The sequence below is a fragment of the Serratia sp. 25CWL12 genome (assembly GCF_055790885.1).
The window spans coordinates 2302374-2326205 of sequence record NZ_CM147698.1; the positions used below are offsets into that span (position 1 = coordinate 2302374).

Consider the following 23832-nt stretch of genomic DNA (forward strand, 5'->3'; position numbering starts at 1 on the left):
ACCGGTCAAACCCCCGGTGGAACTAGAGCTCCCCCTTGGGCGAGCAGTAACGAACCGCCCGCCAGGTCCAGCACCCCATTGTTGAGCAGGGTTTGCACTGTTTGCGTGTGGCCATTTAAATCCACCGCCGCCCCACTGCTCAGGTCAAGGGTGGTGGTCTGCCCCAAGGCCGAGTCCGCCGCCAGTTGCAAGATCCCTGAGCGCACAAAAGTATCGCCGGTGTAATCATTGCTACTGTTAGACAAGGTAATGATGGTGCCATCATTGGGGGAGTCGATAGCCAAATCCCCACTGCCGGTAATTTTGGCACCGAGATCATTGTGTCGAGTCCCATTATTCGCCAGGCTACCTTCTAACATCAGCGCCTGGCTGCCGGTGGTTAACAGTTCCAGTTGTTGCAACAGATAACTGACATATAAACCATCTTGCCCAACCCCGGTACTCAAGCCATAAACAAAACTCCCCATCGCCGCAACAGTGGTGTCGTTGGGATTGGTAATGCCTTGCAGATAAATGTCGGTAATCGGGGTATTGCTCCCATCGGTCAGGGTCAATTCACTGCCGGTGCCAATGGCAACCCCCGTCGCCAACGTCACAATAGCCACCCCGGTATCCAGATCCAGCGTATTCAACCCCGCCAAGCTAGGGGATAAACTCGGTGGTAGGTTAACACTCACGGTGCCGCCGGCGGTGGTGTCAATGGTTTGTGCCGTAATGATGCCGTCAGCGGTGATCACACCGTTATTTTCAGTGATATGGGCGTAAGTTAATTCACCGCCATTGAACACCAGACCACCGAGGGTTTGCACCCCATCACCCACGTTGGTGTTACTGCCGGTGCCCAGGTTCAGGGTAGCAAGCATTAAGCTGGTGGTATTGGTGCCGGACAAATCAAACAGGGTATTTTGTAAATTCACCGTACCGGCAAACGCACTGCCCACCGTACTGCCAAAGTTAAAGGCGCTGTTGTTGGTGTCGACATTCACATCCCCCAACCCGGTCAGCGCATTGTTGAAGGTCAACGCCCCGGTAGTGGTGATATTCAAATCACTGCTGGTATCGGCCACATTCACTCTGGCGGCACTGTTGAGCACCGTGTTGCCGTCAATGGTCAGGCTGGCGCCATTGGTGATATCTATAACCCCACTCAAGCCCTGTGCATTATCGCTATTGCTCAGATTGATATGGCTGGCATCCAGCATCCAGGTGCCCGCCCCGCTGAGGGCGTTATCCAAGGTACTTAAGGCCCCGTTGGCATAAGCGCTAAACAGCAAGTTGCTGCCACTGGCGATGGCCACCGAGCCATTGCCCAGTTGTTGCCCTTGGGTCACCGTCAGGGTGCTGCCGCCCACCAGATCAAACAAACCGTAAAAATTGCTGTTATCCGCAGACAGGGACATCTCAGCCCCATTGCTGATACTGACGGTGGAATCAACCACCCCAGTGAGTGCATGAGCCACATCCTCCGTCACACCACTGAAATTCAGCACCGAGCTGTCAGTGGTCAAATCCACGGTGGCGCTGGCGGCCCCCAGGTTATTGGCGTCAGTGACGGTTAACCGACTGTCTGCCCCAATCACCTGGGCACCGGTAAACGCACTGTTATCACCGGTGAGTTGCACATCCGCCAGGGTATTGATGGTCCCCGCACCACTGAGCTGGTTGGCAAAACTGCCATCACGGGCGACATTGAGGTTACCGTCCACGTTCACATCACTGCTGCCCAGGGTCCCGGCATTGTTCAGCACCAGCGTCGCGCCGCTGTCAATGTCGGTATCAGCGGTTAGCCCACTGTTGGCGGCACTGACAGTGAAGGTACCGGCTTGTAGCTGTAACAGACCTGCGCCGGTTAACCCATCGGTAGTACTGGAGGTCCCGCCCGCAGTCAGCGTTAGCGTGCCAGTCCCCAGGTTAATGATGCCATTGTTGGTGAATAGCCCACTGGTCAGCACCCCGCTGCCTAACAGTACCGTGCCCTCATTGGTGGTGCTCCCCACCGTTTGGTTGTAGTTATTGAGGTTAAAGGTACTGCCGCTGTTCACGGCCAGTAAATAGGTACTCCCCAGCGCCCCACTGGCCCCCAGCAACACGCTGCCCCCACGGATGGTGGTGCTGCCGCTGTAACTGTTGGTGCTGTTGGAAAGGGTTAACGGTGCCAAGGTGCCATCCAGTACAAGACCGCCGGTGCCAAACACGTTAACCAGCAAGTCGTTGTTGGATCCTGGCAAACCGTCGGTCGCTATCACCAGTGCATCGTTGCCATCTTCCAACAACTCCAGGGCGGTAAGGGTATAATCCATATACAGGCCCGCGCCATTGCTGCCACTGTTGCTCAAGCCATAATCATAAATCCCGTTGGCAACATGCACGCCATTCTGTTCAATTTGGTCTGAGGTATTTTGCCCAACGTTAGTACCATTGATCTGCAAGGTCAGCAGGTCAGCCCCCGTCGCCGTGGTGGCACTCACCAATTGCATGGCATTATTGCCGGTCATTTGGTTCAACAGTGAGCCACTGCCGGGGGTGTTGTCTATTGCTGCATTACCCAGAATATTCACCGTCCCACCAGTGGCGATAAAATTATCGGTACTGAGCAAGCCATCTGCACGTACCCCCGGGAGGTCGCCATAAAACGTCAGGGTGCCGCCATTCAGGTCTACATTGCCGACAGATTCGGTGGTGGTCACCCCGTTGCTGCCGACCGTCGCATGACTGCCCGTGCCCAGATCCAGCGTCGCCAAGGTTAACGCGTTGGTGTTATCACCGGCGAGGGCAAACAGGGTATTTTGTAAATTCACCGTACCGGCAAACGCACTGCCCACCGTACTGCCAAAGTTAAACCCGCTGTTGTTGGTGTCGACATTGACATCCCCCAACCCGGTCAGCGCATTGTTGAAGGTCAACGCCCCGGTGGTGGTGATATTCAAGTCACTGCCGGTATCGGCCACATTCACTCTGGCGGCACTGTTGAGCACGGTGTTGCCGTCAAGCGTCAGGCTGGCGCCATTGGTGATATCTATAACCCCACTCAAGCCCTGTGCATTACCGCTATTGCTCAGATTGATATGGCTGGCATCCAGCATCCAGGTGCCCGCCCCGCTCAGCGCGTTATCCAGGGTGCTTAATGCTCCGTTGGCATAAGCGCTAAACAGCAAGTTGCTGCCACTGGCGATGGCGACCGAGCCATTGCCCAATTGTGGGGCTTGCGTCACCGTCAGGGTGCTGTTATCCACCAGATCAAACAAACCGTAAAAATTGCTGTTATCCGCAGACAGGGACATCTCAGCCCCATTGCTGATACTGACGGTGGAATCAACCACCCCAGTGAGTGCATGAGCCACATCCTCCGTCACACCACTGAAATTCAGCACCGAACTGTCGGTGGTCAAATCCACGGTGGCGCTGGCGGCCCCCAGATTATTGGCATCAGTAACGGTTAAACGACTGTCTGCGCCAATCACCTGGGCACCGCTAAACGCACTGTTATCACCGGTAAGTTGTACATCTGCCAGGGTATTGAGGGTGCCGGCACCACTGAGTTGGTTGGCAAAACTGCCATCACGGGCGAAATTGAGGTTACCGTCCACGTTCACCTCACTGCTGCCCAAAGTCCCGGCATTGTTCAGCACCAGCGTCGCGCCGCTGTCAATGTCGGTATCAGCGGTTAGCCCACTGTTGGCGGCACTGACGGTGAAAGTGCCGGCTTGTACCTGTAACAAACCCGCACCGGTTAAGCCATCGGTCGCACTGGAGGTGCCCCCCGCAGTAAGCGCTAGCGTGCCGGTCCCCAGGTTAAGGGTGCCGTTGTTGGTTAACGCCCCACTGGTCAGCACACCGCTGCCTAACAGTACCGTGCCCTCATTGGTGGTGCTCCCCACCGTTTGGTTGTAGTTATTGAGGTTAAAGGTACTGCCGCTGTTCACGGCCAGTAAATAGGTACTCCCCAGCGCCCCACTGGCCCCCAGCAACACGCTGCCCCCACGGATGGTGGTACTGCCGCTGTAGCTGTTGGTGCTGTTGGAAAGGGTTAATGGTGCCAAGGTGCCATCCAGTACAAGACCGCCGGTGCCAAACACGTTAACCAGCAAGTCATTGTTGGAGCCCGCCAGCCCATCGGTCGCTATCACCAGTGCATCGTTACCGTCCTCCAGCAACTCCAGGGCGGTAAGGGTATAATCCATATACAGGCCGGCGCCATTATCCCCGCTGTTGCTCAAGCCATAATCATAAATCCCGTTGGCAACATGCACGCCATTCTGTTCAATTTGGTCTGAGGTATTTTGCCCAACGTTAGTACCATTAATCTGCAAGGTCAGCAGGTCAGCCCCCGTCGCCGTGGTGGCACTCACCAGTTGCATGGCATTATTGCCGGTCATTTGATTGAGCAGTGAGCCACTGCCGGGGGTGTTATCTATCGCTGCATTGCCTAAAATATTTACTGTACCGCCGGTGGCGATAAAATTATCGGTACTGAGCAAGCCATCTGAACGCAACCCCGGCAGGTCGCCATAAAACGTCAGGGTGCCGCCATTCAGGTCTACATTGCCGACAGATTCGGTGGTAGTCACCCCGTTGCTACCGACCGTCGCATGACTGTTGGTGCCCAGATCCAGCGTCGCCAAGGTTAACGCGTTGGTGTTATCACCGGCGAGGGCAAACAGGGTATTTTGCACATTCACCGTACCGGCAAACGCACTGCCCACCGTACTGCCAAAGTTAAACGCACTGTTGTTGGTGTTGACATTGACATCCCCCAACCCGGTCAGCGCATTATTAAAGGTAAACGCCCCGGTGGTGGTGATATTCAAATCACTGCCGATATCCGCCACATTTACTCTGGCGGCACTGTTCAGCACGGTATTGCCGTCAAGATTCAGGCTGGATCCATTAGTCAGGTCCACGACACCACTCAAGCCCTGTGCATTACTGCTATTGCTCAGATTGATATGGCTGGCATCCAGTGTCCAGGTACCCGCCCCGCTGAGGACGTTATCCAAGGTACTTAAGGCCTCGTTGGCATAGTCGCTAAACAGCAAGTTGCTGCCACTGGCGATGGCGACTACACCATTGCCCAATTGTGGGGCCTGGGTCACCGTCAAGGTGCTGTTATCGACCAGATCAAACAAACCGTAAAAATTGCTGTTATCCGCAGACAGGGACATATCGGCCCCATTGCTGATACTGACGGTGGAATCAACCACCCCAGTCAGGGCATGAGCCACATCCTCCGTCACACCACTGAAATTCAGCACCGAACTGTCGGTGGTCAAATCCACGGTGGCGCTGGCGGCCCCCAGATTATTGGCATCAGTCACGGTTAACCGACTGTCTGCCCCAATCACCTGAGCACCGTTAAACGCGCTGTTATCACCGGTGAGTTGTACATCTGCCAGGGTATTGAGGGTGCCGGCACCACTGAGCTGATTGGCAAAACTGCCATCGCGGGCGAAATTCAGGTTACCGTCCACGTTCACATCACTGCTGCCCAAGGTCCCGGCATTGTTCAGTACCAGCGTCGCGCCGCTGTCAATGTCGGTATCAGCGGTCAGCCCACTGTTGGCGGCACTGACGGTGAAAGTGCCGGCTTGTACCTGTAACAAACCCGCGCCGGTTAACCCATCGGTCGCACTGGAGGTCCCGCCCTCGGTGAGCACCAAGGTCCCGGTCCCCAGGTTAATGATGCCATTGTTGGTGAATAGCCCACTGGTCAGCACACCGCTGCCTAACAGTACCGTGCCCTCATTGGTGGTGCTTCCCACCTGTTGGTTGTAGTTATTGAGGTTAAAGGTACTGCCACTGTCCACGGTCAGTAAATAGCTACTCCCCAGCGCCCCACTGGCCCCCAGCAACACGCTGCCCCCAGCAATAGTGGTGCTGCCGCTGTAACTGTTGGTGCTGTTGGAGATAGTCAACGGGGCCAAGGTGCCATCCAGTACAAGACCGCCAGTGCCAAACACGTTAACCAGCAAGTCGTTGTTGGAGCCAGGCAAACCGTCGGTCGCTATCACCAGTGCATCGTCGCCATCTTCCAGCAACTCCAAGGCGGTAAGGGCGTAATTCATATACAACCCCTCGCCATTCTCCCCACTGTTGCTCAAGCCGTAATCATAAATCCCGTTGGCAACATGCACGCCATTCTGTTCAATGGCGTCGGAAACATTTTGCCCCACCTCATCGCCATTGATCTGCAAGGTCAGTTGGTCGGCCCCACTGGCGGTTTGGGCACTCACCAACTGCACGCTATCGCCATCGGTCATTTGATTGAGCAGCGAGCCGCTGCCAGTACTATTGGCCACTATTGCCGGACTTTCCAGATCAATAATGCCGCCAGTGGCGGTGAAGTCGTCGGTAGTGATCAAGCCATCTGCACGTTGCCCCTGGATATCACCATAAAACTTCAGCGTGCCGCCATTCAGGCTGACATTGCCGACACTTTCCGTACTGGTCACGTTGCTGCTACCGACCGTGGTATAGCTCCCCGTCCCCAAGTCCAGAGTTGCCAGGGTTAACGTACTGGTATTGGTGCCGATGAGGTCAAACAGGGTATTTTGTAAATTCACTGTACCGGCAAAAGCGCTGCCTACTGCGGTACCAAAATTAAACGCCGTGTTGTTGGTGCTGACATTAACATCCCCCAACCCGCTCAACCCATTATTGAAGGTAAAGGCCCCGGTGGTGGTGATATTCAAATCGCTGCCGGTATCCGCCACATTCACCCTGGCGAGAGTATTGAGTACGGTGCTGCCGTCAATATTCAGGCTAGAGCCATTGGTGAGATCCATCACCCCACTCAAATCCAGCGTTCGATTGTTATTACTCAGATTGATATGGCTGGCGTTCAGCGTCCAGGTGCCTGCCCCGCTGAGGGTATTATCCAAGGTGCTCAAAACACCATTGGCATAATTGCTAAACAGTAAATTGCTGCCACTGGCCATCGCCACCGAACCGTTACCCAGATTCTGAGCCTGCGCCACGGTCAGGGTACTGTTGCCAATCAGGTCATAGAGTCCATTGAAGGTACTGTTATTACCCGACAGGGACATATTCGCCAGAGCACTGAGGGTGACCGTCGAGCCCGCTACCCCGGTCAGCGCATTGGCCACATTCCCTGTCACGCCATTAAAAACCAGGCCAGAGGTGTTGCTGGTTAAATTCACTCTCGCTGCTGACTGCCCCAGATTGTTAGCCGCATTGACGGTTAACCGGCTATTCGCCGCAATGACATGATTACCGGTAAAACTGTTATTACCGGTGAGTTGCACATCCCCCAGGGTATTGATGGTGCCGAGACCACTGAGTTGGTTGGCAAAGCTGCCATTACGGGCAAAATTGAGGTTACCCCCCACATTCACCGCACTGCTGCCCAGGGTCCCCGCACTGTTCAACACCAGGGTCGCCCCGGTGGCAATGGTGCTATTACCGGTTAAACCGCCATTGGCGGCACTCACTGTCAAGGTCCCACCTTGGAGATTCAACAGCCCATTACCGCTTAACCCCCCGGTAGCACTGGACGTCCCCCCCTGGGTCAGTGTCAAGGTACCGGTCCCCAGGTTAATGGTGCCATTGTTGGTTAATGCCCCACTGGTGAGCACACCGCTGCCCAGCAATACCGTGCCGTCATTGGTGGTGGTCGACACACTCTGGTTAAAGCTGTTGAGGTTCAAGGTACTGCCGTTGTTCACCGCCAGTAAGTTGGTGCTCCCCAAAGCCCCACTGGCCCCCAGCAAGACGGTACCCCCACGGATGGTGGTGTTACCGCTGTAACTGTTGGTGCTGTTGGAGATGGTTAACGCAGCCTGGGTGCCATCCAGTACAATGCCCCCGGTACCAAACAGGTTAACCGACAGATTATTGTTAGACCCTACGACCCCATCGGTGGCGATCACCAAGGCATTAGCACTATTGACCAACAACTCTATCGAGCCAAGGTCATAGCCCATATAAAGACCCTGACCACTACTGCCGTTATTCAATAAGCTAAAATCATACAGCCCGTTGGCTACACGCTCACTATTTTGAGTAATGCCATAGCGCACACCTGGGTTCACTGCAGCCCCATTGAGCTGCATGTTTAACCCACTGACACTGCCGGCGCTGGTGGCGTTCACCAACTGAGTCCACTGGGTATTTATATTCTGGTTAAGTAAAGAACGACTCCCTATTAACGTATTGGCATTGATGGCACCATCACCCACAATATTAATGGTGCCACTGGTGGCGGTCAGGGCGGTGGCGCTAATAATGCTATCCGCACGATCACTGAATAAATTGCTATAAAACTCTGCTGTGCCACCGGCTATGCCCAGGTTGCCGATATTTTGCGTACTGGTTGTTCCCGCCGCACCCACCGTGGTCCGATTGCCACTGCTTAGGGTGAGTGTCGCTCGGGTTAACGCTGTCGTATTATTACCGGTCAAAGCGAACTGGCTGTTTTGCAGATTCACGGTACCGGTAAAAGCACTACCGGCATTGGCACCAAAACCAAAGCTCAAATTCGCATTGCTGCCATTGACATTAATTTGCCCTGCACCGGTAATGCCATTATTCAGGGTATAGTTGGCGGTATTATTAATCAGCAAGCGGCTATTCGCATTGGTCATATTAAACCGGGCATTGCTATTTAATGATGTGGCGTTATTCAGGGTTAAGCTGGAGGTGTTAGTTTGGTTAAAAATACCGGTAAAGTTGCTGGCGTTGGTACGGCTGGCCATACTGATATTACTGTTATTTAACGTCCAGGTCCCCGCACCCGTTAATGTATTGACAAATGCTGTCCCGGAATAGCTGTTAAAGAATAACACCGCACCATTAGCAACACTAATTGCCCCATTCCCCAATGCGCCGTTAGTGCTCGCCTGCAATGTACCAGCCGAAATAGTCCATGGCGAAGTAGTAGTACTGCTACCGCTTAGGGTCCAGGTACTCGTGCCGGTTTTTTGTAATGCCGTGAAACTACTGAATTGACCACCGAAAAGGGACATATTAAAGGTAGCGTTGGTCGTACCGCCCAACGTCAAGGTATTGGTTCCCCCCCCCCCGACATTACCGTTAATCGTGTGGCCCGCCCGTAACTCCAGGCGATTAGTACCCGTAGTAAATGCAATGGCATTGCTGCGCGCACCACCGGTGCTAGTTAGACCACCGCTGATAGTACCGGTGTTAATGATGGTCATATTACTGCCAGTGATACCAACGCCACCCGCCGCCAGTGCCCCCTGTGTACCTGTGGCACCCGTGCCACTTGCTCCGCCACTCCCCCCCTGAATAGTTCCGGTGTTGGTGATGGTCAATGATGACCCGGTTATCCCTGCGCCACCGACCCCACCAGAACGACTAGTTGCAGTATAAGTACCACTTGCTCCAGTACCACCAGTGCCCCCGGTAATGGTCCGGCTATTAGTAATACTGACGCCAGTACTCATCAGCCCACTACCACCTCCACCACCAAAGCCAGAACCAGCACCACTACCAGCAGCAGGGCCGCCATTACCCCCCGAACCACCAAAAATATTATTATTCACCGTGGTGGTGCCGGTCCCTGTCAGCACGATACCGGCACCACCGCCACCGCCACTCCCCCCATCCATACCACCACTCGCTAAGGCATTACCGCCATTACCCCCATTACCACCCCGGGCAATCGCTGTAACTGTGTTTAATGTGCTACCCACAAAACCAGCGCCCCCTCCCCCCCACCACCAGCACCAAAACCACTCGTACAGGAAGGTGTGCAGGTAGCATCACCTCCGGCACCACCAACTCCACCTAGCGGATTACCTGCGCTACCGACACTTCCACCTGAGCCTCCCGCCCCCCAAGGGTCACTGTTGTCATTCGCGGTACCTCTTGCGCCAGCGCCGCCAGTACCATTGGCTAAACCAGCGGAACCCGCTATAGAACGGGGACTAGGTTGCCCACCTGCACCATTAGCGCCCCCACCCCCGCCGGCTCCACCATAAGCGCCATTCCCGCCCCTGAAAGAAGCGTTATCGCCACCCGTACCATTGGCAAATACCCCCTGCGAGAATAAAACCAGGCAAACCGCACTCAGCAGTGGCCAACCACGTATTGATAAAGCGCTTTTTTTAATTGTTTGACTCTCTGTAGCGTGACGACCAGCACCTTCAACCACGGTCTGACCAGAGGATGACTTACCCGTACGGCGTGTAAACTCAGAAGCCACCTGCATAAGCCCTAAGGCGTAGTTAAAAACAACACGGTATACACGATTCATAGTGTCCATCCCCTCTATGCCAGCGTTGCTCTAAATGAGGTGACAATATCTTGAATTTATTGGTTATATGATGATGTCACCCATCGTATGACTCTTTGCGTAACACTGACACAGGTTTGTTAAATAAATTGAGTTAATGTTTTATAGAATAGCGTGATAAGGTGTGAACTCTTTATGTCCTGCCACACTCAAGTTACCGGTAAAGCCCTTTCGCACCCACATCACCTCTGGCGCCGAAACGAGTAATTACAGGGAACCAGGCTGAATAACTCAACCAACAGCCCTGCAATTGAGTATAGAGAGCCTCATGAGCATCAGGTTTGAGACTCATTCGCTTCTTAAGAAAGTGTAGTAGAAAAAAAAATCAGTTAACCATTCTTTTACATACCCAAACTTATGCAAAGTGCAGAACAAAATGCAACGACTGGGGCAGTCATAGGCGGGAAGTACCGAATGATAAACATTTGAGCGGAAAATTTTCACTCAACGTATTGAAGGTAACAGCCTGACGTTAAGAACTCGCATTAAGCGTTTGGTGCGTAGAACGATTTGCTTTTTATGCTCAATGAAGTTGCATGAAAAGTCATCGGGGCATTCATCGAAAGTCTATGTTCTACTCATTGGAGTCATTACCTCCCCCTTTATCTCGACAAACCCTGTCATTATTCAGAGTTCAACGTATAGAGCAGGTCGGCATAAATCTCGGCTAACACGCCCCCCGGTTTAAACTGCTTTTTGATCCACTGTGTGACCTGCCCGGTTGCTGCGTGCTGTGTCGCCAGCAACATACGGGAATCCTGGCGCGGGTTATGGATGGTGCGGATGATCAACAGCCCCTCTGCTACCGCATCACTCACCATATACTCCGGCAAAAAACCGATACCCTCACCCAAAATCTGGCACTGGCATTTAGTATTGAAATCTGGCACCAAAATCGCTTCCTGCCCATGTAACAACCAACCTACTTTCTTATTCAGGGTATGTGCCGTGTCCTCAACCATAATGTTTGGGTAGAGCCTGAGTTGGCTCTCTGATATGGGCTGCGGCATAAATGCCAGAGGGTGATCAGGGGCAATGGCAAAGACCCAGCGGATAGCTCCAATATCGGTGTAATCAATACCTCCCCCATCCAGCAGGGTATCTGGTGCCCCAACGGCAATGTTCGCCTGATTATTAATGATGGAGTCCCAAACACCATTGTAGACCTCCGTCGTCACCGTGATATAGCAGGTCGGGAACTGTTTCTTCAGTACCTGCAACAACCGGGCAGTATGGCGAGGGGTATAGAGCAACTGGTTAATGCAAATACGCACCCGAGCCTCTATCCCTTGAGAGATAGTGTCGATGCCACGTTTGATGGCATGGAAATCATTAAGTAGATCAGTCGCTTTACGGTAGAAATAAAAACCTGACTCCGTCAGTTCAATGCTGCGCGTGTTACGATTAAACAGCACCACATCAAGGCCGGTTTCCATTCGCTTGATGGTGTAGCTGATCGCTGAGGTTGTCAGGCCCAGTTCCACCGCTGCCTTGCTGAAGCTGGCAAAGCGCGCCGCGGTGGTGAATGCCAAAAGATTCTCTTCGGTAAAAATCGAGTTCATTGGTTACACTTGGCTCCATTCCCTTGCTGGATGGCGGCGGTAGAGCAAGGGGAGATCTAACCCAACCGCCTTTATACCCAAACTCCTGCCAATGTGGCAAACAAGCGTGGTCACAGTATTGAACGTAATTTAACACTGTCTTTACAACTTACTTGATGGGCTTCACATTTCTGATGATTGGTTTCCCCCTCGACGTTGCAGACAGCGAAAACAAGGGGATTAAAGCAGCATTTACCCTAAAAAAAGAACCAACCCGCAGAAAAATATTGAGCTGTCGCACGCTTTGTTATTGTTGTTGAATAATATTCAACAATCAGCTGCTTTGCAATGAATGCTTTTTAACCGGATGTTCTTCTTAGCTGTTTATTGATACTCTTGCTATCAATAAATAGCAGGCAAAAACACAAGAAAAAGGAACAATATATGTCTGATACTTCAATGAATAGCGAATTCCTTTATGCTGCAGAACAAGGGGATATTGATACATTAAGAAAATGCATCAGCAATAATGTCAACCTTGACTGTACCAACCGTCAAGGTCGTACCGCAATTACTTTGGCTAGCCTCAATAAACACTACGATTGTGTTGAGTTATTAATATCTGCCGGCGCAGATGTTGACAAGCAGGACCAAACTTGCTTTAACCCTTTCCTATTAAGCTGCCTCAATAACGATTTGACATTATTACGCTTGGTATTACCCGCCAAGCCGGACCTGGATCGTTTAACGCGTTTTGGTGGTGTTGGTATTACGCCTGCCAGTGAAAAAGGCCATGTAGAAATTGTGCGTGAATTATTAACGTGTACCGATATTAATCTTAACCACACCAATTTTGTTGGCTGGACTCCGTTGCTGGAAGCCATCGTACTCAACGATGGTGGGCCGAAGCAGCAGGAAATTGTTAAATTGCTGCTTGAGCATGGTGCCAATCCTCATATGACCGATAAATATGGCAAGTCACCACTGACGTTGGCTAAAGAAAAAGGCTATCACGAAATCGCTGAACTGCTGATAGCGGCGGGCGCATAAAGAGGATAAGCGGACAATTGCCATGTTCATTCAAGTTGCTGGTAAGTGGTAATTTGAACTAACCTGGGGCTATAGCAAATAATATACAACACCCCTGTTCTAAGGTTGTTTTATCAGAATAGGGGTGAAATAAAAAAGAATAAATACCTTTATTCTATTTTTTTCGCATTAAAAAACACAAACCATTTTAAATTTCATGGAGCCAACCTTACATAAGGTCATTCGAAAAGGAATATGATCGTCGCATTATATTAAAAGTGCATGACGAACCACCCTATTAGTAACATCACTACAGGCGTTATACATCAAGTTGCTTGGGTATTTGCTATGACGGTGCATTTTTATAAAGCATCCGTACAGCGCTGTTCAAAAACGAGCTAGGTTTTTGTCATACAACTCAAGTTTCTTTAAGTATAACGAGAATTAAAAGAGCGACTGAAATTCAGGTGGGAACATGCTGTATAGCATAGCTGACACCTGTTTATTGGCCTCATATTTTGGAGAAAAATATGTCCATCAGGATTATTGTTAAACAAAACACGTGGTTTGATTCCATTACACTGATGTCGATTTCCACCAAAGCCAACAAATTACCTGGGGTTGAACAGGCATTTGTCGCTATGGGTACGGAAATGAACAAAGGGATACTCAAGGATCTCGGGTTACTAACACCAGAACTTGAAGCGGCTAAAAATGGCGACCTGATGATGGTGATCAAAAGCGGAAGCGATGATGCTAACCAAGCCATTCTGCAAGCCATTGAGGAGTTGTTCACCCATAAAGACCAAAGCACCCACCATGAAGCGCGTTACGCGACTATTGCCAGCGCCAAAGCTCACATCCCAGAAAGTAATCTGGCGATGATCTCAGTAAATGGTTTGTATGCAGCGCGAGAAGCTCGCCAGGCATTGCAAAATGGGCTCAACGTGATGCTGTTTTCCGATAATGTCTCCATTGAAGACGAATTGGCTCTCAAACAGCTGGCGCACGACAAAGGGTTGCTGATGATGGGCCCAGACTGCGGCACCGCCATTATTAATGGTACCGCTCTCTGTTTTGGTAATGCGGTACGTCGTGGCAGCATTGGCATCATTGGTGCTTCCGGCACCGGCAGCCAAGAGGTGAGTGTTCGTATTCATGAGTTTGGTGGCGGGATTTCACAGCTGATTGGTACCGGTGGGCGCGATCTGAGCGAGAAAATTGGCGGTCTGATGATGCTTGATGCCTTGACAATGTTGGAAGAGGACGAAAAAACAGCCGTTATCGTGCTCATCTCCAAACCCCCAGCACCAGCAGTGGCAGATAAAGTGCTGGAGCGTGCCCGAGCCTGCAGTAAACCCGTGGTGGTCTGTTTCCTGGGGCGCAACTCCCCACCCGCAGATGAGGCTGGATTGCTGTTTGCCCGTGCAACCAAAGAAGCTGCATTAAAAGCGGTGCTGCTCAGCGGCATCGACGAGAGTTCCCTCGATCTCCACCCACTTAACTGGCCTTTAATTGAAGAAGTCCGCGCCCGTTTAACGCCGCAACAGAAGTATATTCGCGGCCTGTTTTGTGGTGGCACGTTGTGCGATGAAGCAATGTTTGCTGCGCTGGAAAAATATGATGACGTCTACAGCAATATTCAACCCGACCCCACTAAGCGCTTGCAAAATGTGAACCACAGCGTGGCCCATACCTTCCTGGACTTCGGTGATGATGATTTTACCAACGGTAAACCACACCCGATGATCGATCCAACCAACCGTATCAACCGTTTGTTGCAGGAGGCTCGCGATCCGCAAGTGGGCGTGATCGTGATGGATTTCGTGCTGGGCTTTGGCTCACATGAAGACCCGGTGGGTGTGATGATCGATGCAATAAAAGAAGCCAAAGCGATTGCGGCCCGTGAACAGCGTCCCCTGGAGATCCTCGGCTATGTGCTGGGCACCGATCTCGATACGCCCTCATTACAGCAGCAGTGCCAAATGCTCACCGATGCGGGTGTCATCTGGGCGAGCAGCAGCACCAATACCGGATTACTGGCACGCGAATTTGTCTATCAAGGGGAGAAAGCCTAATGAGCCAATCATTCTTCAATCAACCACTGAATGTCATCAATATTGGTATTGAAATGTTCAGCGACGATCTTAAAGCCCAACATACACCGGTCACCCAGCTCAACTGGACACCCCCTGGACTGGGTAATCTGGCCGTGATAGCCGCGCTCGATCAGATCGCTTCCCCCGAGCTTGCAGAAAAAATTGCAAGCGCCAACCAACTGGCACTGACGCGGATTATTCAATCACATCCGGTACTGGTGGGCTTTGATCAGGCAATCAATGTTGTACCCGGCATGACACGCAATACCATTTTGCATGCGGGCCCACCCATCACCTGGGACAAGATGTGCGGCGCAATGAAAGGTGCGGTTACCGGGGCACTGGTATTCGAAGGTTTGGCCACGACTCTGGAAGGCGCGGCCAATTTGGCGGCCTCCGGTGAAATCATCTTCTCCCCATGCCATGAACATGATTGCGTAGGCTCAATGGCCGGTGTGACTTCTGCCTCAATGTTCATGCATATCGTTGAAAACAAGACCTATGGCAACCGCGCTTACACCAATATGAGCGAACAAATGGCGAAAATCTTGCGCATGGGGGCCAACGACCAGAGCGTGATCGACCGTTTGAACTGGATGCGCGATGTGCAAGGGCCAATGCTGCGTGATGCCATGAAGCTGGCAGGGGAAATCGATCTGCGACTAATGCTAGCGCAAGCGCTGCATATGGGCGATGAATGCCATAACCGCAACAATGCGGGAACCGCACTGCTGATCCAGGCGCTGACCCCTTGGATCATCCAGACCGGTTACCCGGTCGAGCAGCAGCGCGAGCTGTTTGACTTTGTTGCCAGCAGTGATTACTTCTCCGGCCCAACCTGGATGGCAATGTGTAAAGCTGCCATGGATGCCGCGCATGGCATTGAATACAGCACCGTGGTGACCACGATGGCACGTAACGGCGTGGAGTTCGGTCTGCGCATCAGTGGGTTACCCGGTCAATGGTTTACCGGCCCGGCCCAGCAGGTCATTGGCCCGATGTTTGCCGGTTATAAACCAGAAGACTCCGGGCTGGATATCGGTGACAGCGCCATTACCGAGACCTACGGCATTGGTGGTTTTGCCATGGCGACTGCCCCGGCCATCGTGGCCTTGGTTGGCGGCACCGTGGATGAGGCGATCGATTTCTCACGCCAGATGCGGGAAATCACACTCGGTGAAAACCCTAACGTCACTATTCCCCTGCTCTCTTTTATGGGGATCCCGACCGCCATCGACATCACCAAGGTTGGCAACAGCGGTATCTTGCCGGTGATCAATACCGCCATTGCCCATAAGGATGCCGGTATTGGCATGATTGGTGCCGGTATCGTTCACCCGCCGTTTGCCTGCTTTGAGAAAGCGATACTGACTTACGCTATTCGCTACTGCCAATAAGCGGCCCCAACATTTTCAAGGAGCAGCCAGGTGACCGGTTGCCCTCGCTCCGGGGCTCCCTGGGCTGGGCAGCATAAACCAACAACCTGGCTGCATAACTTAAGCACGAGTGGAAAACAGGGCTGGCTCCGATGCTGACCTGGGTCACTAAAACAAAAGTTGTTCATCTGCTGGAACGAAAGTGCTCCCGTCGATCACAACCTACGTTTTAACGACCTGCGAAGGAGGGTTTATGAACAAAATAAAATTAGAGTGGAAACGTGGTGATTGGGCTGCCTACTTTGGGCTGATGACCAATAACCTGACCAACCTGCTAACAATGATGGGATTGCTGATTTTCGTGGTCGGGATCCCCAAAGAGATTGTGTTCGGCCGTATTGCCCCAGCCTTTGGGCTGGCGGTGTTTATGGCCAGTATTTGTTACACCTGGTTTGGCCTGGAGATGGTGCGTAAAACTGGGCGCAGCGATGTGACCGCACTGCCTTCCGGCCCTAGTGCCCCGTCAATTTTCACCGTGACCTTTCTGGTGCTGATGCCGGTGTATCAACAAACCGGTGATGCGGACTTTGCGATCCAGATTGGTCTGGTATGGTGTTTTGTTGAAGCACTGATCCTGGTTGGGGGTTCATTCCTCGGCGAGACCATCCGCAAGATGATCCCTCGTACGGTGCTACTTTCCTGTCTGTCCGGCCTGGGGTTGTTATTGTTGGCAATGAACCCGATGCTGCAAGCATTTGAAGCCCCTACCGTTTCCTTTATTGTTCTCTTGCTGATATTTATTAACTGGTTTGGTAAAAAGCCGATCTTCGCTCGCATCCCGACTGGTTTATTGCTGCTGGTTGCGGGTACGGCTCTGGCGTGGATTTCTGGTTTACAAAGCCCTGAAGCCATTAAAGCCTCCATGTCCTCTTTTGGCTTTAACCCACCGGGGATCCATATTGATGGTTTTCTGCAAGGGGTGCCTCATGCTCTGCCTTATCTGGCCTCTGCCGTCCCATTGGGGTTGGCAAACTACATCTTTGACCTTGAGAACATCGAAAGCGCACACGCCGCAGGGGATAATTACAATACCCGTAACGTCATGATGGCCAACGGCCTCTCCTCGATGCTGGGCTGCCTGATGGGTAACCCGTTCCCGGTGACCGTTTACGTCGGGCATGCCGGCTGGAAAGCCATGGGAGCCAGTATCGGCTATACCCTGGCTTCCGGTGCGACGATGTTTATCGTTCCGCTATTCGGCTTGGGGGCTTTTATGTTGGCTATCATTCCGATGACCGCCATTGTTCCTATTCTGGTTTTTATCGGGGTGGTCACCGCCAATCAGGTCGTGCGGGAAACACCGAAAATCGAAGTTCCGGTGATCTTCATCTGCCTATTCCCGTGGATTGCCAACTGGGCACTCACCATGGTCAATAGCATTATGGGTGCGGCGGGTACCTCAGCGGCCAAGCTAGGCGCCGAGTTGCTGCACAGTAAAGGCGTGTACTATCAGGGATTGGTATTTTTAGGCAGCGGAGCGCCACTGGCCAGTATGTTGTGGGGCTGCATCGCTATCTTCTCCATCCTCGATAAACCATTACGCGGTGCGGTAGCTGCGGCAACCGGTGCCTTACTCGCCCTGTTCGGTATAATTCACTCCCCGATGGTGGGCTTTGCTACCGGTAGCTCGCTGACGTTCACCGTAGCCTATTTGATGATGACCGCCCTGTTTGTGGTGAAACATTTCCTGGATAGCCGCCAAGAGGTTCCTGCCGCTGCGCTATCGCCAAGCAAAACAATCTAACCCTGGCGGGGTTCGCCCCGCTTCTGAACGGATAACGTCAATGAAAGAGCTTATGGTCGTTGCCATTGGCGGCAACGCAATTATTAAAGATAATGCCAGCCAGTCTATCGAACACCAGACCGCCGCTGTGAAGGTTGTAGCCAGTTCTCTATTGGAAATGCTGGCATCAGATTACCATCTGGTACTGACCCACGGTAACGGCCCGCAAGTGGGGTTGGATTTACGCCGGGCAGAAATTGCCCATGAGTACGCCGGGTTACCACTGACTCCGTTAGCCAACTGTGTGGCAGACACTCAGGGCGGTATCGGCTATCTTATCCAACAAGCCCTTAGCAACCAATTGGCAAAGCATGGTGAGCAGAAAGCCGTTACTGTAATCACCCAAGTGGAAGTTGATCCTAACGATCCCGGATTCATGCAGCCCACTAAACCGATTGGTGCGTTCTTTAGCCAAGAACAGCGGGATACCTTATTGCAACAGCATCCAGATTGGCATTTTATCGAAGACTCTGGCCGCGGTTATCGTCGGGTCGTGGCCTCACCCGCTCCACAGCAGATTGTGGAGGCGGCGGCCATTAAGGCGCTGACACAACAAGGGTTTGTCGTTATCAGTGCTGGCGGTGGTGGGATCCCGGTGATCCGTGGCCCGCAAGGTGAGTATCAAAGTGTAGACGCCGTGATCGATAAAGATCTCTCGACCGCACTACTGGCTCAGGAAATCCATGCTGATGTGCTGGTGATAACCACTGGCGTAGAAAAAGTATGCATTAATTTCGGCCAGCCGAACCAGCAAGCGCTCCATCGGGTCAGCGTGGCACAGATGACGGGTTATATGGCGGAGGGGCACTTTCCTCCTGGCAGTATGTTGCCTAAAATAGCCGCTAGCCTGGCATTTTTGCAGCAAGGAGGGAAACGCGTGGTGATCACGTCACCTGAGTGTCTAGCCGCTGCTCTGCGCGGTGAAACAGGAACGCATATCGTCAATACCTAAGAGGGAAGAAAAGATGATCCAGAATAACAGTCGTCGAGATTTCTTGAGCCGCAGCACCAAGATAGCCGCTGCCTGTGCGCTGTTTGGTGTTACTGCCACTCATGCCGCAAAATCAGCCATAGCAAGCGGCGAACCCAACCACGGGATGAAAATTAGCAGCCCGCATTATTATCTGGACAATGTATTGCTGGAAAGTGGCTTTGAGTTTAACGGGGCAACCCCCATTAGCACCCGGACCGAGCTGAAAACGCTGGAGATCAAACAAGGTAAGATCGTCGCCCTGCTGGATAATCATCTCCATGCCAATCACACACTCGCCGTTTATGACGCAGGTGGCAAGCTGATGCTGCCTGCGATGCGTGATATGCATATTCACCTGGACAAGACCTTTTACGGTGGCCCATGGCGATCCCTTAATCGCCCGGCTGGCACCACCATCAAGGATATGATCGCCCTGGAACAGAAGCTATTGCCAGAGTTGCAGCCCTATACGCAACAGCGAGCAGAGAAGTTAATCGATTTACTACAATCCCGTGGTTCCACCATCGCTCGTAGCCACTGCAATGTCGAACCCACCTCGGGGCTGAAAAACCTGGAGGCACTACAAGCCGTTCTGGCTCGGCGGAAGTCAGGCTTTAGTTGTGAGATTGTGGCTTTTCCACAACACGGATTGCTCTATTCAAAATCGGAACCACTGATGCGTGAAGCGATGCAAGCGGGCGCGCACTATGTGGGGGGGCTCGATCCCACCAGTGTTGATGGTGCGATGGAAAAATCCCTGGATACTATGTTCCAGATCGCACTGGATTATAACAAAGGTGTAGATATCCACCTGCATGAAACCAGCCCGGCAGGCCTGGCCGCGATAAATTACATGATGGATACCGTAGAAAAAACGCCACAACTAAAAGGTAAGCTGACCATCAGCCATGCCTTTGCCCTGGCAACGCTAAATGAACAGCAAGTTGATGAACTAGCGAGCCGTATGGCCGCGCAGCAAGTGACTATCGCTTCCACTGTCCCCATCGGCACGCTGCATATGCCACTGAGTCAATTGCGGGAAAAAGGGGTATTTGTCATGACAGGCACCGACAGTGTTATTGATCACTGGTCACCCTATGGCCAGGGTGACATGCTGGAAAAAGCCAATCTTTATGCTCAGCTTTACATTCGGCCGAATGAAAAAACCTTGTCCCGTGCACTGGCTATTGCCACAGGCGATGTATTACCGCTCAATGATCAAGGGGAACGTCAATGGCCTAAAGCCGAGGACGAGGCAAGCTTCGTGCTGGTGGACGCATCCTGCTCCGCCGAAGCAGTAGCTCGGATCTCCCCAAGAACCGCCACTTTCCACCGGGGGGAGATAGTCTGGGGAAGCGTAGAGGGATAAAAGGGAACACGCTGTTCCCCTTCTCTGATCTCAATAACGTCAATATCGCCGATCTGGTGGCAAAATTTCTAAAAGAGAAAAACCTTCAGTAAATAATCCAATCAGGGAGCTATCTACCGCTCCCTGATGCTTTACACCCTTCATACCTCAAACTGCGTGGCTTTAACCACAGTGCCACGTTTGCCGATAAAAAGGCTATTCCAGTGCCAGCATGGCAAAACTTGCTAGCCAGTGCCCACCGCTGTAATGGCTTCCTACAACATGGTCAAGGCTTGCTGCTAAGTGACGGCTAATAGCGGCTTGTAATGCCGGTTGGGTTGGGTGTTTAGCAGGTAATGCCGCAGAAATTCGCTTAAAACACCACGCGCGACTCAGATTAAGACCATCAAGATGGGCGATTTTAGGATCCGCACGATCGCTCACGATAGCGGGTTGCATCAATGTATCAATGCTCGCCAGTTGCGGTAGATAACGGTCAAACCAGGCTGGGAAACCCTCCGTCACCTGGCTCATTAACAAGGCTTCAACTAATGCGCCAGAGATGTATTCATCCCCACCCGGTTCAAAATGAGCCGGGTAATCGACATCTTGTAAATAAAAACGATTAGCACCATCAATAATCGCGTCCTTCAACTCTTTATCATTACTTGAAATAGCGTAGTCCAAGCCCAAAATCAGTGCAAAAGCCGTGTTGTAATGTGTGCCAACACGGATTGGATACGTTAATTTTTCCAGATAACCAATCAAACGCGTGCGGATATCCTGTGTCAGTGGCTCAAGCAGGGCCGACCAGCGCTGAGCCTGCGGGATGGTTGATTCTGCTAATTCCTGTGCCAGAGCAAGAAGCCAGCCATAACCATAAGGCCGTTCAAACGAGGCACGGGATGGTGCTGTGAAGTAAGCCAGTTCACGGGCAACATTCGCTTCGCTGAAGTGTTCATCAAACAGATTGATGATCGCTTCACGGCAAGGGAGCGTAGGGTAGCGTCGCAAACAACGCAGTAGCAGCCAGTAGCCATGCACTGCGGAGTGCCAGTCATAGCAGCCATAAAAAATAGGGTGCAATTCCCGTGGCGGCAACACATCATCATCACCATTAAGCAAATGCATAATATGATTTGGATATTCCTGCCGCAAAAACGTCAATGGCATGCTAGCAAAAGCCTCAGCCTGAAGTGGGCTTAATGACATAAAAACTCCTGTAGACGTATATCGCTATTTAGCGGAATGAGAGAAAGTACATCAGGAATACATTCACCAACAGCAATACTAATGCGGTTGGTATCTGAATCTTAATGACCTGATATTTATCTTTGAGCTCCAGAAGCGCTGCTGGAACCATGTTGAAGTTAGCGGCCATAGGGGTCATTAACGTACCGCAATAGCCTGCATACATCCCTATCGCCAACAATGGGGCTGGATCCGCATGATGGATAGTAATCAGAAACGGTACAGCGATACCCGCAGTTAATACTGGGAAAGCAGCAAAAGCATTACCCATAATCATGGTAAACAATGCCATTCCCACGCAGTAGATGATGACTAATGCGAAACGGTTTTCCGGATTGACAAATAATTCAACGACCTTGCGAACCGACTCGCCGGTATTGGCTACGATAAATACCCCCCCTAGCATCGCCAGCATTTGTGGTAAAATGATCGCCCATCCCACGGTATCGACAATGCGGCGTGATTGCGCAATAGCCTGCATTGGCGAGCCTTTAGTTAACCACCACCCAGTTAAAATTGCCGCTACACTGGCAACGCAAAGTGATGCCAGTGTTAGCTGCTTTTGATCAAGCAAATAAACGCCACCAATGGAGATATTCTTCATGAATAACGTGCATAACACGGTAATGATGGGAATTAATAATGCGGGTAAAAACAGCCAGTTTTTGAGCCGAATGGCTGAAGTTTCACGTTGTTTTTCTGTGGACATCGGATAATGCCCTTTGCCTATCAACCCACAACCTGCCAGTAGGGCAATAATAATGACGCCCGCACCAATCAATCGGTAAGCCAATGATTTTCCAATGTTATCTACCATTAAATCACCGAACAGGAATATTGCGCCAAATAAAAACCAGAATAAAGCCGTGGTAAAACGCTTTGGATTACCTTTATCACGAAGTGTCATCACGACCAGAATCATGACGATAATACCAATCAGATAATAAACTCGGTTGATGGTTAAAAGAGTGCTCATTTTGCTGCCCCTTTCATTTCGAGCTCCTGTTGTACACGCCATGCCATCATATCTCGATGAATGCTGGCATCCAGTCTAGTGAGGCGGAACATATGAATGATTAGAGCCGAAATGGCGGTGGGTATAGCCCAAAGTCCGATATGTAGCGGCTCAATATCGGCGATACCATTTTCTTTTAAAAAAGCATCAATCAGCAGAACAGCACCAAAGGCGATAAAGATATCCTCGCCAAAAAAGACCGCGATATTGTCACATGCGGCGGCATGAGCGCGTATTTTATCGCGAATGTGCACGGGGAGTTCCCCGTACTTATTCAGTGCTGCACCTTCCGCCATAGGTGACAATAGAGGACGAACGGTCTGCGCTTGCCCCCCTAAAGACATCAATCCGAGTGCTGCGGTTCCTTCACGGGCAATAAAGTAGATCATCAATATACGTGCTGAGGTCGCGCTAGCTATTTGGGCAATCCATGTTTGAGTGCGCTCTTTCAAACCGTAATATTCAAGAAGGCCTATCACTGGTAGAATCAGAATAAAGGTTGCCAGTGAGCGGCTGTTATAAAATTTCTCCCCGAAGGTTTCCAACAGCATACCAACGTCCATTCCTACGGAAAGTCCTGTGATTAATCCTGCAATAACAACAACAATTAGTGGATTGAACCGTAATGCAAAACCAATAACAACAACGGGTATACCGATGAGCGGTAAAAGAGTGGCACTATCCATTATTTTCACCCTGCTTATATATGTCGTGTTTTTTAGAGTCCATAAATACCTTTTCCCTCTATTTTTCTGAGGGATAGACATTTCCGTTGATAAAGTCGCTGAATAGTAAAACCTTACGCATCATCGATAGGCGGTACGTTAGTTCACGTATCAAAAATTTTCAATTCCCTATTGCAGTGATACGATGGCACCACCGTAATCCAGGTCACCGGATTCTATTGAAAACGGATCTTTGTGGTGTAAAAAACGAATAAACCACACGATTTTATGTAAAATAAGTCAATGTGCTCAATCTGGCAGCAGACACACTTTGTTCTCACACGAGTGCTTGAACAAAGCCAATCTGCCTCGCTACTATTCGACTACTCGCACGATTGCTCTACAGTTCAGTCAGGCAA

The 23832-nt window shown here is 51.5% G+C and carries 12 protein-coding genes and 2 pseudogenes; 8 read left to right on the top strand and 6 right to left on the bottom strand.

Annotated elements, in window-relative coordinates; genetic code table 11:
- Window positions 1-5 precede the first annotated feature (5 nt).
- Both ACX9GV_RS10055 and ACX9GV_RS10060 read right to left on the bottom strand, forming a co-directional pair.
- A complete protein-coding gene (locus tag ACX9GV_RS10055) occupies window positions 6-9671 on the bottom strand; it encodes a beta strand repeat-containing protein (protein ID WP_473195401.1) in 9666 nt (3221 codons plus the stop codon).
- On the bottom strand, window positions 9656-10234 hold the full coding sequence (locus ACX9GV_RS10060; RefSeq protein ID WP_473195402.1) for an ESPR domain-containing protein: 579 nt from the start codon (window positions 10232-10234) through the stop codon (window positions 9656-9658). Before ACX9GV_RS10060 ends, ACX9GV_RS10055 begins: the two co-directional genes overlap by 16 nt.
- Window positions 10235-10653: 419 nt before the next feature.
- Here ACX9GV_RS10060 and ACX9GV_RS10065 point away from each other — a divergent pair.
- A pseudogene (locus ACX9GV_RS10065) lies at window positions 10654-10837 on the top strand (IS1 family transposase); the annotation flags it as partial.
- A 59-nt stretch (window positions 10838-10896) separates the two neighbouring features.
- Here ACX9GV_RS10065 and ACX9GV_RS10070 read toward each other — a convergent pair.
- A complete protein-coding gene (locus ACX9GV_RS10070; protein ID WP_473195403.1) occupies window positions 10897-11835 on the bottom strand; it encodes a LysR substrate-binding domain-containing protein in 939 nt (312 codons plus the stop codon).
- 423 nt (window positions 11836-12258) lie between these two features.
- Here ACX9GV_RS10070 and ACX9GV_RS10075 point away from each other — a divergent pair, with 423 nt between their 5' ends.
- The 7 genes and pseudogenes from ACX9GV_RS10075 to ACX9GV_RS10105 all read left to right on the top strand — a co-directional run.
- Entirely contained in the window at window positions 12259-12864 is a 606-nt protein-coding gene (locus ACX9GV_RS10075; protein WP_473195404.1) for an ankyrin repeat domain-containing protein, read from the top strand.
- Between the two features lie 509 nt (window positions 12865-13373).
- Window positions 13374-14921, top strand: coding sequence for an acyl-CoA synthetase FdrA (gene fdrA / locus ACX9GV_RS10080; RefSeq protein ID WP_473195405.1), 1548 nt, complete (start codon window positions 13374-13376; stop codon window positions 14919-14921).
- Window positions 14921-16339: a YlbE family protein gene (locus ACX9GV_RS10085; RefSeq protein WP_473195406.1), complete on the top strand. Its 1419-nt coding sequence runs from the start codon at window positions 14921-14923 to the stop codon at window positions 16337-16339. Before fdrA ends, ACX9GV_RS10085 begins: the two co-directional genes overlap by 1 nt.
- A gap of 232 nt (window positions 16340-16571) precedes the next feature.
- Window positions 16572-18122 carry a xanthine permease gene (locus ACX9GV_RS10090; RefSeq protein WP_473195407.1) on the top strand — a complete coding sequence of 517 codons (1551 nt, stop codon included), beginning with the start codon at window positions 16572-16574 and terminating at the stop codon, window positions 18120-18122.
- 40 nt (window positions 18123-18162) lie between these two features.
- Window positions 18163-19113, top strand: a complete 951-nt coding sequence (locus tag ACX9GV_RS10095) for a carbamate kinase family protein (protein WP_473195408.1) — start codon at window positions 18163-18165, stop codon at window positions 19111-19113.
- Window positions 19114-19126: 13 nt separating this feature from the next.
- Window positions 19127-20503 carry an amidohydrolase family protein gene (locus tag ACX9GV_RS10100; protein WP_473195409.1) on the top strand — a complete coding sequence of 459 codons (1377 nt, stop codon included), beginning with the start codon at window positions 19127-19129 and terminating at the stop codon, window positions 20501-20503.
- Window positions 20497-20595: pseudogene (locus tag ACX9GV_RS10105) on the top strand (alpha/beta hydrolase); the annotation flags it as partial. The gene ACX9GV_RS10100 and the pseudogene ACX9GV_RS10105, both read left to right, overlap by 7 nt.
- A gap of 103 nt (window positions 20596-20698) precedes the next feature.
- Here the strand turns inward: ACX9GV_RS10105 and ACX9GV_RS10110 are convergent.
- From ACX9GV_RS10110 to ACX9GV_RS10120, 3 genes are read right to left on the bottom strand one after another with little or no spacing between them, the layout of a single operon-like run.
- Window positions 20699-21694: a DUF2891 domain-containing protein gene (locus ACX9GV_RS10110; protein ID WP_473195410.1), complete on the bottom strand. Its 996-nt coding sequence runs from the start codon at window positions 21692-21694 to the stop codon at window positions 20699-20701.
- A 28-nt stretch (window positions 21695-21722) separates the two neighbouring features.
- The gene (locus ACX9GV_RS10115) at window positions 21723-22709 is read right to left on the bottom strand and encodes a DUF979 domain-containing protein (protein WP_473195411.1); all 987 of its coding nucleotides are present in this window, start codon (window positions 22707-22709) and stop codon (window positions 21723-21725) included.
- Complete coding sequence (locus ACX9GV_RS10120) at window positions 22706-23434, bottom strand: DUF969 domain-containing protein (RefSeq protein WP_473195412.1); 729 nt, start codon at window positions 23432-23434, stop codon at window positions 22706-22708. Before ACX9GV_RS10120 ends, ACX9GV_RS10115 begins: the two co-directional genes overlap by 4 nt.
- Between the last annotated feature and the right edge of the window lie 398 nt (window positions 23435-23832).

Coding starts and splice junctions, on each gene's coding strand:
- ACX9GV_RS10060 (WP_473195402.1), bottom strand. CDS start 10,234: ATGAATCGTGTATACCGTGTTGTTTTTAACTACGCCTTAGGGCTTATG.
- ACX9GV_RS10070 (WP_473195403.1), bottom strand. CDS start 11,835: ATGAACTCGATTTTTACCGAAGAGAATCTTTTGGCATTCACCACCGCG.
- ACX9GV_RS10075 (WP_473195404.1), top strand. CDS start 12,259: ATGTCTGATACTTCAATGAATAGCGAATTCCTTTATGCTGCAGAACAA.
- fdrA (WP_473195405.1), top strand. CDS start 13,374: ATGTCCATCAGGATTATTGTTAAACAAAACACGTGGTTTGATTCCATT.
- ACX9GV_RS10085 (WP_473195406.1), top strand. CDS start 14,921: ATGAGCCAATCATTCTTCAATCAACCACTGAATGTCATCAATATTGGT.
- ACX9GV_RS10090 (WP_473195407.1), top strand. CDS start 16,572: ATGAACAAAATAAAATTAGAGTGGAAACGTGGTGATTGGGCTGCCTAC.
- ACX9GV_RS10095 (WP_473195408.1), top strand. CDS start 18,163: ATGAAAGAGCTTATGGTCGTTGCCATTGGCGGCAACGCAATTATTAAA.
- ACX9GV_RS10100 (WP_473195409.1), top strand. CDS start 19,127: ATGATCCAGAATAACAGTCGTCGAGATTTCTTGAGCCGCAGCACCAAG.
- ACX9GV_RS10110 (WP_473195410.1), bottom strand. CDS start 21,694: ATGTCATTAAGCCCACTTCAGGCTGAGGCTTTTGCTAGCATGCCATTG.
- ACX9GV_RS10115 (WP_473195411.1), bottom strand. CDS start 22,709: ATGAGCACTCTTTTAACCATCAACCGAGTTTATTATCTGATTGGTATT.
- ACX9GV_RS10120 (WP_473195412.1), bottom strand. CDS start 23,434: ATGGATAGTGCCACTCTTTTACCGCTCATCGGTATACCCGTTGTTGTT.